Source organism: Marinomonas fungiae (assembly GCF_001418205.1).
Lineage (GTDB): Bacteria > Pseudomonadota > Gammaproteobacteria > Pseudomonadales > Marinomonadaceae > Marinomonas > Marinomonas fungiae.
Genome location: NZ_LIQF01000001.1, coordinates 216863 through 229678, shown reverse-complemented (window position 1 = coordinate 229678; position 12816 = coordinate 216863). Strand labels below are relative to the sequence as shown.

At 44.3% G+C, this 12816-nt stretch carries 15 protein-coding genes; 10 read left to right on the top strand and 5 right to left on the bottom strand.

Going from position 1 to position 12816, the window contains the following annotated elements; translation table 11 throughout:
• Nucleotides 1-88 precede the first annotated feature (88 nt).
• Entirely contained in the window at nt 89-967 is an 879-nt protein-coding gene (locus ASC49_RS00995; protein ID WP_055461343.1) for a GNAT family N-acetyltransferase, read from the top strand.
• A 1-nt stretch (nt 968) separates the two neighbouring features.
• On the opposite strand, the gene ASC49_RS00990 is transcribed toward ASC49_RS00995, so the two are convergent.
• Complete coding sequence (locus ASC49_RS00990) at nt 969-1643, bottom strand: hypothetical protein (protein ID WP_055461342.1); 675 nt, start codon at nt 1641-1643, stop codon at nt 969-971.
• 188 nt (nt 1644-1831) lie between these two features.
• On the opposite strand from ASC49_RS00990, the gene parC reads away from it, so the two are divergent.
• The 3 genes from parC to bfr (ASC49_RS00975) all read left to right on the top strand — a co-directional run bounded on the left by parC (nt 1832) and on the right by bfr (ASC49_RS00975) (nt 5141).
• Nucleotides 1832-4102, top strand: coding sequence for a DNA topoisomerase IV subunit A (gene parC, locus ASC49_RS00985; protein ID WP_055461341.1), 2271 nt, complete (start codon nt 1832-1834; stop codon nt 4100-4102).
• A 76-nt stretch (nt 4103-4178) separates the two neighbouring features.
• The gene (bfr, locus tag ASC49_RS00980) at nt 4179-4646 is read left to right on the top strand and encodes a bacterioferritin (protein ID WP_055461340.1); all 468 of its coding nucleotides are present in this window, start codon (nt 4179-4181) and stop codon (nt 4644-4646) included.
• Nucleotides 4647-4658: 12 nt separating this feature from the next.
• Entirely contained in the window at nt 4659-5141 is a 483-nt protein-coding gene (gene bfr, locus ASC49_RS00975; protein WP_055461339.1) for a bacterioferritin, read from the top strand.
• Here bfr (ASC49_RS00975) and ASC49_RS00970 read toward each other — a convergent pair.
• The 3 genes from ASC49_RS00970 to ASC49_RS00960 form a co-directional block, all read right to left on the bottom strand.
• Nucleotides 5138-5335, bottom strand: a complete 198-nt coding sequence (locus tag ASC49_RS00970; protein ID WP_055461338.1) for a (2Fe-2S)-binding protein — start codon at nt 5333-5335, stop codon at nt 5138-5140. The two genes, bfr (ASC49_RS00975) and ASC49_RS00970, sit on opposite strands and share 4 nt — an antisense overlap.
• A 145-nt stretch (nt 5336-5480) precedes the next feature.
• The gene (locus ASC49_RS00965; RefSeq protein ID WP_055461337.1) at nt 5481-6125 is read right to left on the bottom strand and encodes a DsbA family oxidoreductase; all 645 of its coding nucleotides are present in this window, start codon (nt 6123-6125) and stop codon (nt 5481-5483) included.
• A 10-nt stretch (nt 6126-6135) separates the two neighbouring features.
• On the bottom strand, nt 6136-6810 hold the full coding sequence (locus ASC49_RS00960; RefSeq protein WP_055461336.1) for a DNA-3-methyladenine glycosylase I: 675 nt from the start codon (nt 6808-6810) through the stop codon (nt 6136-6138).
• A gap of 131 nt (nt 6811-6941) precedes the next feature.
• Between ASC49_RS00960 and ASC49_RS00955 the strand changes: the two genes are divergently transcribed.
• Genes ASC49_RS00955 through ASC49_RS00935 form a run of 5 tightly spaced genes read left to right on the top strand, consistent with a single transcriptional unit; the run spans nt 6942 to nt 11240 of the window.
• Nucleotides 6942-7667, top strand: a complete 726-nt coding sequence (locus tag ASC49_RS00955; protein ID WP_055461335.1) for a pyridoxine 5'-phosphate synthase — start codon at nt 6942-6944, stop codon at nt 7665-7667.
• Entirely contained in the window at nt 7664-8266 is a 603-nt protein-coding gene (locus ASC49_RS00950; RefSeq protein WP_055461334.1) for a tRNA-uridine aminocarboxypropyltransferase, read from the top strand. The genes ASC49_RS00955 and ASC49_RS00950 overlap by 4 nt, the downstream gene beginning before the upstream one ends.
• 11 nt (nt 8267-8277) lie before the next feature.
• On the top strand, nt 8278-8574 hold the full coding sequence (locus tag ASC49_RS00945) for a DUF1244 domain-containing protein (protein WP_055461333.1): 297 nt from the start codon (nt 8278-8280) through the stop codon (nt 8572-8574).
• Between the two features lie 7 nt (nt 8575-8581).
• On the top strand, nt 8582-9280 hold the full coding sequence (locus ASC49_RS00940; protein WP_407067166.1) for a transglutaminase-like cysteine peptidase: 699 nt from the start codon (nt 8582-8584) through the stop codon (nt 9278-9280).
• 10 nt (nt 9281-9290) lie between these two features.
• Nucleotides 9291-11240, top strand: a complete 1950-nt coding sequence (locus ASC49_RS00935; RefSeq protein WP_055461332.1) for an EAL domain-containing protein — start codon at nt 9291-9293, stop codon at nt 11238-11240.
• A gap of 19 nt (nt 11241-11259) precedes the next feature.
• Here the strand turns inward: ASC49_RS00935 and ASC49_RS00930 are convergent, their stop codons facing one another.
• Complete coding sequence (locus tag ASC49_RS00930) at nt 11260-11610, bottom strand: hypothetical protein (protein ID WP_055461331.1); 351 nt, start codon at nt 11608-11610, stop codon at nt 11260-11262.
• A 116-nt stretch (nt 11611-11726) separates the two neighbouring features.
• Here ASC49_RS00930 and ASC49_RS19940 point away from each other — a divergent pair.
• On the top strand, nt 11727-12816 hold a 1090-nt coding region (locus ASC49_RS19940; RefSeq protein WP_211261998.1), incomplete at its 3' end, for a hypothetical protein.

Sequence of the window (12816 nt, the reverse complement as noted above, 5' to 3'; positions counted from 1 at the left end):
TCGTCATCCTTAATCTCAGCTTGCTATAGTATAGTCAATCTGAGTGAGTCTCGGTTCATCATTTATCAAATGTCTAAAGGAAGTCTACATGGACAATGAATTTGCGACTCCATATTACGCTGTTTGTCTTGATACCTCGACTTTGCGTGACGATATTATGTATCGCGTGATGACTGAGAAAGTCATTGAGTTGGCAGCAGAGCAAGACGGCTTTTTATATTCTGAATGGGCTATTGAAGAAGGCTCCAAGCTGGCATTTTATTGGCGTGAAAAGTCCCAAGCTGAGGCGTGGATGAGCCACACCATGATGACTCGAACCTTGTCAATTGGCAGTCAATTTTGGTTTGATCGTTACAGTTTGAAGTTGGTAGAAGTGTGTAAGGAGAAGGTGGTTTTGAATCCTCAAAGTTGGCGCGACAACGCTCGCTTTCCTGCGATAAAAACCCCTAGGGGAGTGTTAAAGTTGTTGGACCTTGATGACGTGGGACTGTTGAAAGCCTATGTCAATGAGCAGCGTGACCATCTTGCCGCATGGGAGCCGCTGCGTACGGAGGAATTTTACACAGAAGACACTTGTCGTTTACGTATCAAAGAAATGCGTCGTGATTTTATTGAAGATCGGGGGTGTGTGCTGTGTTTGCTTGATCCAAAACAGGAACGCATGTTGGCATACAGTAATTATTCGCAATTTGTACGAGGCGTGTCTCAGTCATGCTTTTTAGGCTACAGCTTGGCACAAGATCTTCAAGGCCAAGGTTACATGCAGGAATGTCTAAAAGCCGGCATTGAATATGTTTCTAATGAGCTGAATATTGATCGCATACAGGCTTGCTATATTCCTCGTAACCAAAAGAGTGCGGCAGTGTTGGCGCGTTTAAATTTTGAAAAAGAAGGTATGGCGCGCAATTACCTCAAAATTAATGGTCAGTGGGAAGATCATGTCCTCACGGCACTTACCCTGCGCTAATTTAAGAGTGATGGGCCTTTAACTTTAGTATCCGGCTGTGTTTCGGGTAGGGGGTTATGATACTTAGATACGTGATTGGCTTGTTGGCGCTATTGACAAGACTTCGGCATTGACCTGGAGAGATAACCAAACCGCTTTCCCCGATAGCCAACAAGTCTTGGTCTTCAAAAGCAACGCAAAGCGAATGATCGTGATTTAAAGGTAAAATAAACTCTTCCGACTCTTTCAAATAGTGGATGGGCTCTTTATATAGAGCTGGTAGCATGACCCATTCAATTTTACCAAATTCCTTATTCTCAACTCGCCAATGGGTGACGCCGCTGGCGAGCTCATGTTTATGCTCCGTGCCGCTAGCAAAACGCTCAAAGCGATCTTGGTGTCGTGTATTTTGACCGTTAAATACAACGACAAAGAGTCGGGCTAACGGGGACACTGCAACGCATCGAATAGCTTGGTTATGACTTAACCACACGGCTTGATTGGCTTTTAGGCTGGTTTCTTCAATCGGGGATTCGAGAAAAATTTGACCATCCGCAACGGTCAATAAGCTGTCAAAAGGAAAGCAAAAATTATGGTTAGCATGCTCATTCATGGATAGCTGTACTTCATAGACACGTAAGATATCTGAATGATGGACAATGTTTTGCCAGCTATCTTGACCAAATGTTGCTTTCATTGACGGGCCCTGTCTTAACACTGATGTTAATCAGTGTACATCGGAAATAAAAAAACGACTAATCTCCATTTCATATCGCACAACGGTTGCAGGGTAAATGGTGCCTGATTATAGTAGGTGGCAATATTTAAGTTATCGAAATGTTTAGGCTTTTTGCCTACTTCCCTGTTTAAGAAAGGACAACGCTTTTGAGTGACATGACTAACTTTGAAGCCAATGAAACGCTTTCTCTAAAAGACTACACGGAGAAAGCTTATCTTAACTACTCCATGTACGTCATTTTGGATCGAGCGTTACCGCATATAGGCGATGGATTGAAACCGGTACAACGCCGTATTGTGTATGCCATGAGTGAGCTGGGTTTAAAAGCCACCGCAAAATATAAGAAGTCGGCGCGTACCGTCGGGGATGTATTAGGTAAATTCCACCCTCATGGTGACAGTGCCTGTTATGAAGCCATGGTATTGATGGCGCAGCCTTTCTCTTACCGCTATCCATTAGTGGATGGTCAGGGGAACTGGGGCGCGCCAGATGATCCGAAATCCTTCGCCGCTATGCGTTACACTGAGTCACGTCTATCAAAGTACGCAGACGTGCTGCTAAAAGAAGTAAACCAAGGCACAGTCGATTGGATGCCCAATTTCGATGGTACGTTGGATGAGCCTGCTGTTCTGCCTGCTCGTCTCCCCAACTTGCTGTTGAACGGCACAACGGGTATTGCTGTTGGTATGGCGACGGATATTCCCCCACACAATCTGCGTGAAGTGGGCCAAGCATGTATTCACATGCTCAAGCATCCTAAAGCCGAACTGGATGATCTATTAGAGTACGTACAAGGACCAGATTTCCCTACTGGTGGTGAAATCATCACTCCTCGTAGCGACATCCGCAAACTTTACGAAACCGGTAAAGGGCAGGTGAAGGCTCGTGCCCGTTACCAAGTAGAAGAGGGGGAGATCGTTGTTTATGAACTGCCTCACCAAGTTTCGGGCAGCAAAATTCTAGAGCAAATCGCCGCGCAAATGCAGGCCAAGAAATTGCCGATGGTGGTGGATTTACGTGACGAGTCTGATCATGAAAACCCAACCCGCTTGGTAATCGTGCCAAAATCCAACCGTGTCGATGTAGAAGGTGTGATGACGCACTTGTTTGCTACCACGGATTTAGAAAGATCCTATCGCGTCAATATGAACGTGATTGGCCTCGATGGCTTGCCACAGGTTAAACCACTGACGACTTTTATCAGTGAATGGCTACGTTTTCGTATCGGGGTAGTACGTAAGCGTATCCAGTACCGCTTGGATAAGGTGCTAAACCGTCTACACATCCTTGAGGGTTTATTGATCGCGTTTCTGAATATCGATGAAGTGATCGAAATTATCCGTAACGAGGATAAACCAAAGCCGGTGCTAATGGAGCGATTTAGTCTAACGGACACGCAGGCGGAAGCCATTCTTGAGTTGAAATTGCGTCACTTGGCGAAGCTTGAAGAAATGCGCATTCGAGCAGAGCAAGATGAACTTGAAAAAGAACGTCAGCAATTAGAAGCCTACCTAGCATCTGATGCCAAGTTGAAGAAATTGATCATCGGTGAGATTGAAGGGGCTATTAATGACTTCGGTGATGAGCGACGCACGCCCATCATTGAGCGTAGAGAAGCGCAAGCGTTTAGCGAAGAAGATTTATTATCCAATGATCCGATTACCGTGGTGCTGTCGAAGCAAGGTTGGATCCGTGCAGCCAAAGGTCATGATATCGATGAGCGTGGCTTGAGTTATAAATCCGGCGATGAGTTTTTGTTGTCAACAAAAGGCCGCTCAAACCAGACTTTGGTGTTGTTTGCGTCCAATGGTCGTACTTACTCTTTAAAAGCCCATACGTTGCCTTCTGCGCGTGGCCAAGGTGAGCCAATTACTGGGCGTATTAGTTTAGAGAAAGACACACATATTGTCGCAGCAGCACTGGATAATGATGATGCCTATTACTTAGTGGGCTCGGATGCGGGTTACGGCTTTGTCTCTAAACTAGGCGATTTGCATGCTAAGAACAAAGCCGGTAAAGCCACTTTAAGCCTACCGACCAATGCTGAGGTTTTACCGCCGGTGAAGATTGCGGATCCTGAAACAGCCCGTGCCGTTGTGGTTTCAAATGAAGGGCGTATGTTAGCGTTTAGTGTGGCTTCTTTACCGCAAATGGCCAAAGGTAAGGGGAATAAGATGTTAAGCATCTCGTCGACGCGAGCGAAGGATCGTGAAGAATGGGTTTGTGCAATGGCATCAATTCAGCCTGATGATCTCTTACTAGCACACAGCGGTAAACGATTTACCTCTTTTACTGAAAAAGAGTTGATAGATTATATTGGTGAGCGTGGCCGCCGCGGTTTAAAACTACCACGCGGTTTCCAACGTATCGATCAATTAGAAGTCAGAGTGGGCGAAGGGAAATCTAGCGAGTTGTAAGGGTTATAATCATCACTCGCGCAAGATTAAATTCATGCTACGTTTAAGTAGCGATTACAAAAAGAGGAATACTCGGATGAAAGGTAGTCAGAAAGTCATCGATAGCATGAATGCGCTATTGGAAAACGAGCTAGCGGCAATCGATCAATACTTTATTCATTCACGTATGTATGAAGACATGGGCTTGAGCAAACTTTACGAGCGCTTAAACCATGAGATGGACGAAGAGAAAGACCACTGTGACTGGTTGATTAAGCGTATTTTGTTCTTAGAAGGTACGCCTTGCCTAACGAAACGCCGTGATTTGCTGGTGGGTACGGATGTTCGTTCAATCATGCAGAATGACCTAACGCTTGAGTTAGAAGTAGTGGAAGCTGTACGTGAAGTGATTGCGACATGTGAACAAGAAGGTGATTATCAAACACGTGAGATGCTTGAGAAATTGCTGTTTGATACGGAAGAAGATCACGTTTACTGGTTGGAAAAACAACTACGACTGATGGATACCATTGGTGAGCAAAACTACATTCAATCGCAGATGTAAGCAGGAGTTGTTATGAAAGGTGATCGTGACGTAGTTGCCAGCTTAAACAAGGTGCTGGCGAATGAATTGGTGGGCATTAATCAATACTTTTTACATGCACGTATGTTTAAAGATCAAGGCTTTGAGTTGCTCGATAAAGCGGATTACAAAACATCAATTCAAAAGATGAAAAACGCTGACCGTTTGATTGAGCGTATTTTGTTTCTAGAAGGTTTGCCCAATCTACAAGACTTAGGTCGTTTACGTATTGGTGAAGACGCTCAAGAAATGATTGATTCAAACTTAGTGTTTGAGATGGCGACTTTGCCTGATTTGCAGGCGGGTATCAAAATCTGTGAAGCGAAGAAAGACTTTATCAGTCGTGAAGTATTGGAGAAAATCCAAGACGAGCAGGAAGAGCAGATTGATTGGTTAGAAACGCAGCAAAGCTTGATTAAGACTGCAGGCCTGCAAAACTACCTACAGTCACAAATGGGCGAGTCGTCGATCGACTAAGCCACTTGAACGAGGAGTTCGTCTGCTAGTTTCAGGAGCTCCTCGTTTAGAATTCCTTTCACATCTTTACAGCATTTTCCGCACTGGTTACCCAGATTATGCTCACGGTAAAGATCGCGCATAGTGGTCGCGCCATTAGCAATTGACTTCTTAATCGCTTTATCTGATACGGCATTGCAAAGACAAACGTACATAAAATGAAAATCACTCTCAATACTATTTAAGGGTGATTTTATTCGTGATGATAATTGTTATCAATAAAAAATAATTTATCTAAATCTTTCTTTTGATAGTTTTGCTTTGAGTGTATTGGGAGAATCAGACATAAAAAATGGCGCCTTAAGCGCCATCTTCCTTGGTAATATCGGTGAGTATCTCAGCAAAGGTTTCAGGCGGGTGAGCCCCTTGTACCAAAAATTTCTCGTTAATGATGTAGGTAGGCACCGATTGAATCTGCAATTGTGCTAAGCGCTCCATTTTCTCTTCTACCAATAGTTCGGCTTCGCGCGACAATGCGTCTTCAATGTCTTCTTCTTGCAAACCTACTTCTTTAGCAATACGAATCAGTATTTCTTGATCCCCAATGTTTTCGCCTTTAGTAAAGTAGGCATAAAACAGAGCCGTCATCATCGGGGTGGCAAGGCTCATGCGGCTAGCTTGGGCAATAAATTGATGGGCTAGCTTGGTATTTGGGATCACGTCTTTATCAGAAAAGTTAAACTCAAGGCCTGCCTCAATGCCTACATTTTGTAGAGCATGGGTGACTTCGTTGAGTTTTTCTTGGCTACCAAACTTCTGACCAAGAAATTGTGATCGAGAAACACCTGAAGCTGGCACGTCTGGGTGTAGTTCAAAAGGAAGCCAGTGGATATCAAAGCGGAAGTCATCACCTAAATGCTCCATAGCAGCTTTTAAGCGAGTGTAGCCAAGGTAACACCAAGGGCATACGGGATCAGCAACGATATCGATGGTTAAGTCAGCCATAAGGTCTCCGTTAGTTAACGCTGTAGGCAATGCACTGACTGATCTGACAGTAGGGCAGGCCTGATTGTTTGTGCCAATGATTAAAGGCTTGTTGGGCAGCTTTTAGGGCAGTTTGAGTATCGCGGCCAGTCGTCATAATACCGTGATGACGAAGGTAGCCTTCTACATCTTTACTCAATAGAAAAGTATCTTTGCCCATAATACGTAAGGTATAGGCGCCGGTGTTGCCACCTAAACGTGCACCATGTTTTTTTAAGTACTGCCAAAGTTCGATGATGTTGTCGCTCGGAAAGTTGGCGACGAAGTTAGCAAAGCTACCGTGCTTGGCTTGAACTTCAGACATCATGATGGCGTTATCACGAATCGTCATCACTTTGCCAAGGTGGCGAATAATGCTTGGGTCTTTAGCCTTCTCTTCCCACATCTCATCGTGAATCAAGAGCATCTTCTCTATATCAAAACCAAAGAAAGTGGTTTCAAAGTTCGGCCATTTGTTGCGCACCACCTGCCAGTTCATACCGGACTGAAAGACTTTTTGTGTGAATGCGGCGAGCCAGCGGTCATCACCGATGTCTTGCAATTGTTGAGGTGTTTTCGGGTTAGCCAAGCTAGCTTGCAGCAGTGACTCGCTTTGAAAGCGTGTGACCGCTCGTTGATAAATATGGTCAAAAGGTTCGTAGGTCACAATAAGCTCCTTAAGTAGCGGGAAATTGTAACATAGCTGTGGCTATGCGGTTGATCCATAAAATTTAATTCTTAAAGTTATCGTGGGCTATCGCGTATACTTTGAGGGTAAATTTACTGATAGGAAGTACCATGACCCACCTAAGTGTAAACCTAAACAAGATCGGCCTGTTACGTAATTCTCGCGGCCGTGATTACCCAAATATGTTGACCATGGCGCAACGTACCCTGGAGCTCGGTGCGTTCGGTATTACCATTCATCCTCGTCCAGATCAACGTCATGCTACTTATCGCGATGCTTACGATCTAAAAGAGCTACTAAAGCAATATCCTGGTCGTGAGCTGAACATTGAAGGCTTCCCAGATGCCAAGTTTCTTGAAGTGGTGTTAGAAGTGGAGCCAGATCAATGCACCTTGGTGCCAGATGATCCAAATCAGCTCACTTCTGACCATGGCTGGAACATTGGCCGTGACCAAGATGCATTGCGTCCAGTGATTGCTAAACTGCAGGAAAAAGGCATTCGTGTAGTGCTGTTTATGGATCCTGTCGCTGAAAATATGGCGCTGGCGAAAAGCGTCGGTGCGGACCGTGTTGAGCTGTACACTGAAGCCTATGCCAATGCTTATCCAACGGATCAGCGAGAGCAAGTGAATGCAACTTATCAAGAAGCGGCTCAGGCAGCGCTTGATGCAGGTCTGGGTGTAAACGCCGGACACGATTTAGATCTTGAAAATGTTGGTTTACTGTGTGGTGAAAAGCGTATCACAGAAGTATCCATTGGCCATGCATTGACCGTCGAAGCGCTGGAGTTTGGCTGGGATAAGGTAGTGAAAAAATACTTGGAGCAGTTGGCTTGAGCCAAGCCACGAAACGCTTGCATTGCGCACACTGTCACTATCCATTAGGGCAGTGTGTCTGTCATCTTATTCAAAAGGTGACGGGTGACGTAGTGGTATGGGTTATCCAAGATAAGCACGAAGCAAAGCACGCTAAAAACAGTGCTCGTTTATTTGCTTTATGCTATGCCAATACTCGGATTGTGAATTTTTCAGATGCCGAGCAAATGTCGTTTTTTTTCTCGATGGTGAACTTAGACAACACTTTGTTGTTATACCCAAGTGAGCAGGCGGTGGCGTTGGAGGCATTGCAACAGCCTGAAGCCTCAGCAATCAAGCATTTGGTATTGCTGGATGGTACTTGGCCTAAGGCGAAGAAAATGTTGTTAGTCGATGAGCGGCTAACACAGTTTAGAGTGGGTAAGTTTGCTCATGCGCCTAGTTCACACTACGAGATTCGAAAGTCACCTAACTCCGAGGCGCTATCGACCTTAGAAGCGGCCGTTTACGCATTGGAGTGTTTAGGTGATTTACAAATTTTTAAAATTAGACACTTCTTTAGTAGTGCAATCGCACTACAATGGTCTAAGCAACCAGAAGAGCATAAACATCGCTCTTAATTGAGGTCATTATGGATAAGCAAACTGAATTAGAAGTCCAAGCAGCAGCCTTTCGTCGTTTGGTTGAGCATTTGGATGCGCGCAAAGATGTGCAAAACATCGACCTAATGAATTTGGCAGGCTTCTGTCGTAACTGTTTAAGTAAGTGGTATGCTGCGGCTGCTCAAGAACGTGGTGTTGAAATGGATTACGAGCAAGCACGTGAAGTGATCTACAAAGAGCCTTATGTGCAGTGGAAAGCCAAGTATCAGCATGAGGCAACCTCAGAGCAATTGGCTGATTTTGCGAAAAACGCTCCAGCTGACTGATACTACCATGCCCATTAAGTTTCCATTATTAATGTTACGGAGAGTGCTTCGCTGGCTGTCTTGTGGGGTGGCGTTGTCTCTTTTGCTGACGGCGATGGGAGCTTCATCTTGGCTGATTGCTGACATTTCTCAGAAATACATTAATTTAGCCAAACGTATCGGAACTCAATATGGACCACGGGCAGAGCTGCGCATTATGGCGTGGCGCCGGACCATTGAAGAATCTAGAGGGCTAACCGTCGGACAACAGTTACAAAATGTAAACAACTTTTTTAATATGTTGCAGTTTGTAGATGACCAAGTTCATTGGGGAAAAAACGATTACTGGGCTACGCCCATTGAGTTTCTTGGCAGTGGTGGCGGTGACTGTGAAGACTTTACCATTGCCAAATATTTTGCATTAAGAGAGCTTGGTGTCCCTGATTCAAAGCTAAGGTTAGTATACGTTAAAGCCTTAAGACTGAACCAACATCATATGGTGCTTGCCTACTATCACACCCCGACCTCTGTCCCTGTGCTACTGGATAACCTTGATAAAACCATCAAGCCTGCGATTCAGCGTAACGATTTATTGCCGATATATTCATTTAACGCTGAGAACTTATGGTTGGCCAAAGAAAAAGGCCGAGGGCAGCTAGTAGGAGGCTCGTCTCGTCTGAGTTTATGGACAGACTTAAACAATCGATTAACGGACTTAGATGGCTAGGAGAGTTACTGTGACACTTTTTCGACAATTACTTTTGACTATTGTTTTGCTGCTGTCTCTTATGCTTATGGTCGTTATGGCGATTAACTTTCAAACGACCAAGAGTTATTTGATTGAACAGTTACGCTCGACCACGCAAGATTCCGCCACCTCGCTAAGTATGCAAGTATCTGATTATATGGCATTAAATGACTATGTGTCGGTGGAAAGCTATGTAAACGCAGTGTTTGACAGTGGCTATTTTTCAGAGGTCCGTGTCCATGCCTACGCGACGGATCAAGATATTGCGCGCTCTAATGTTACCAAGATTTCTGGCGTACCAAATTGGTTTATCAATGCCATTGACTTTGATGTGCCAACAGCGAATGCAGTCATTTCTAACGGCTGGAATGAGCTTGGACAAGTATATGTCACCGGAAGTGCTGGGTATGGTTACTACCAGCTTTGGTTGGCGAGTCGTGACTTATTACTCTCTTTTCTTGCTATCGGGGCTGCAGCGGTCACCCTAGGCGGTCTATTACTACGCTGGTTGTTTAAACCTCTTTCTGAAGTAGAGAAACAAGCGGAAGCGATTCAGCAACGTCGTTTCGTGCAGATGGAGAAGTTACCAAAAACGCGCGAACTGAAATCTGTAGTGGAATCAATGAACCGTATGGCGGCTAAGCTTGAACGAGAATTTGCGGCTGAAGCACAAACGGCTCAGTGGCTTCAAGCTAAGGCTTTTAAAGACCCTGTTAGCGGTCTTGGAAACCGTAACTTTTTTGAGAGTCAGGTATCTGCACATTTTGCCGACTCTGACCGAACTTCTGATGGTTTGATGTTGGTGAGTTTGATTGACCTGGCTAAGATCAATAATGAAATGGGATATGAAGCGGCGGATAACTTTATTCGCAGTACTGCAAATATTTTAGAAACACATTTGTCCAGCTTCTCTAACGCGACACTTGCCCGTCTAAATGGGGCGGATTTTGTTGTCTTGGTACCGAATATTGAAATAGCGCGCTTAAAAGAGCTGGTATCAGGAGTCATGCTAGATTTGCAAGACTTATCTGGATCGCGTGTCAGTTATTCAGAATCCGTGGCCAATATCGGTGCCGTTGTTATCGATGATTCCGTAGATCGTTCCAATGCAATGGCGCAAGCGGATGCTGCGTTGCGTTCGGCGAAGCAAGCTGGCGCCAATCAGTTTAGCGTGTTTGATTCGGAAATGGGTCAACAGATGGCGATTGGACGTATGGCTTGGAAAGAGATGTTGGAATATGCCATTGAGCATCGCAGCTTTGTGCTGCGACGCCAGCCAGTTGCCTCGGCGAATGATCGTAACAAATTGTTACAACAAGAGTTATTTGCCAGCTTAGAATTTGAAGGCAAGCAATATCATGCAGGTTACTTCATTGGTTTGGCGGAGCAGTTTGATTTGGGGGAAAGGGTAGACCAAGTCATCATTGAGCATGTTATCGACATGGTTAAGACGACTAACCTCCAGGGGCCTTTTGTTATCAACCTGTCAACATCAGCTTACGCCAAAATGTCGTTTGTAAGTTGGCTAGATAAATTACTTACTACTTTACCTGATAAAGTGAAACAGCTGCTGGCTTTTGAGGTTTCTGAACAAAGTGTGTTAGCGTCTGAAGATCATGCGTTTTTATTGGCGCAAACGTTAAAGGGGCATGATGTCAAGTTTGGTATTGATAACGTTGGTAAACAGTTTTCTGCGTTCCAATATTTACAAACGCTGATGCCTGATTATGTCAAGGTTGATCCTTCTTATACTAAATTGGCAATTGGCAAGGAATCAGAATCCTTCTTCATGCATACCCTTTGTAAGATGTTTAACAGCTTAAATATAGATGTCATTGCGACGGGTGTTGAGACAGACAAACAAGTTGAAGTGTTGCAGCGATTTGATATAAGCGGTGTGCAAGGTTATGGCGTAGGACGTCCAACAGCCTTTGAATAGTTTTATAGGACGATGGCGCTTAAATTAAAGCGTCATCGTCACGAATATCACCTATAAGATTGTCGTTGTTACCAGAATGAATACCGCGGACGAACTTACGACTTAGTAATTTCTTCTGTGCTGCCATTGGTAATTCAGTGAATTGGATCAGGTGTTTTTCTGTCAATAGATCGATTAAATCTTCTAGAATTCGCATCATTTCTTGATCAGATGACGATAAGAGTTCCTGTGAAGACTGTTGGTCTAGCTTGGAGGCTAGCAATTGCGCAACATGAGGGTCATTTGGAGAAACCAGCACAGTGAAGTCTTCATTTTGAAAGGGGGCTACATCGATAATGGCTCCCTGTTCGTTGACTTTTGCATAGAGCATAATTATTTCCTTAGGTTGTTATGCGTTAGCCTCGGTTTAATAATAGTATTATATTTCTTTATTCTTTTATCTAGTTCAGAATTTCTGAACGTTTCTTTCTACTAGAGTCTCTCTATATGTCATTATTTTGGAAAAAAAAACGCAGTAACGACAGTGATCAAGGATTGTCACGAGATGACCGTATTAGGGAAAATGTCAGTAGTTGGTTGCAGCTAGAAAGTGAGAAACTTGTTGATCACAAACTCGAAGAGCCTTCAGAGGCCCCTGAAGAACTTGAAGCGGTGGCAATGGAAAAGCGTCTTGACAGTGAATTAGCATCACAAGAGACAGCTTCTGATGCCACTGTGGATCAAACAATCTCTTTACCTGAAGAATCTAATACAACAGAACTTGCGTCAAATACTCAATCATTAGAAATCAAAGAGCTCGTTTCGGAACCGCCTGAAGCGATTGATGATGAGCCGTCAAGCCAATCTGTTCTTTCCTACTTTTCAGCGAATCAAGTTGAACCTTCCCCAGAAAACGTGACTAACGAATTAGACAATTTGGATATTACTCGCCATCGAGAGGATCGGTCTCATTTTGATACAGATGAAGTATCTGTAGAAACAGTGCTTTCGAATGGTGATGTGGAAAAGCAAGCGTTTGAAAAGCTGGAAATGACATCATCAGAGTTAAATGACGGGCGCGAGTTAGAGCCGCTTGAGTCTGATGAAGATGTCGCCAGTGATACTCCGCAAGTTGAGTCATCACAAGACACCCAGGAGGAGCTTCAAGCTTTTTCTTCTTTATTTTCCCAAGCTTCTCAAGAGGATAAACATATAACTCAGGATAAAGAGTCCTCTGAAAACGAGTCACAAAGTTTGTTTACTAAAGACTTATCTTCAGCTCCAGATCTTGTTGCAACAGAAAATAAATCAAACATTTCCACTGAAGAAGAATCAATCTTTGCTAGTGATAGCTTTGCCGACCGCGGCCGACGCCAAGGAAGTGAGAATCAGTCCGAGGTCATTGATTGGTTTAAAGAAGACAAAAACCAATCTATTGATGAAGATAAAACAGAGCGTCGGGCAATAGATTTTGATGCATTAAAACCATTGCATTTGGAAATAGAGCGCCCACACTTAGAGCCAGAGCCAGAGCCAGAGCCAGAGCCAGAGCCAGAGCCAGAGCCAGAGCCAGAGCCAGAGCCAGAGCCAGAGCCAG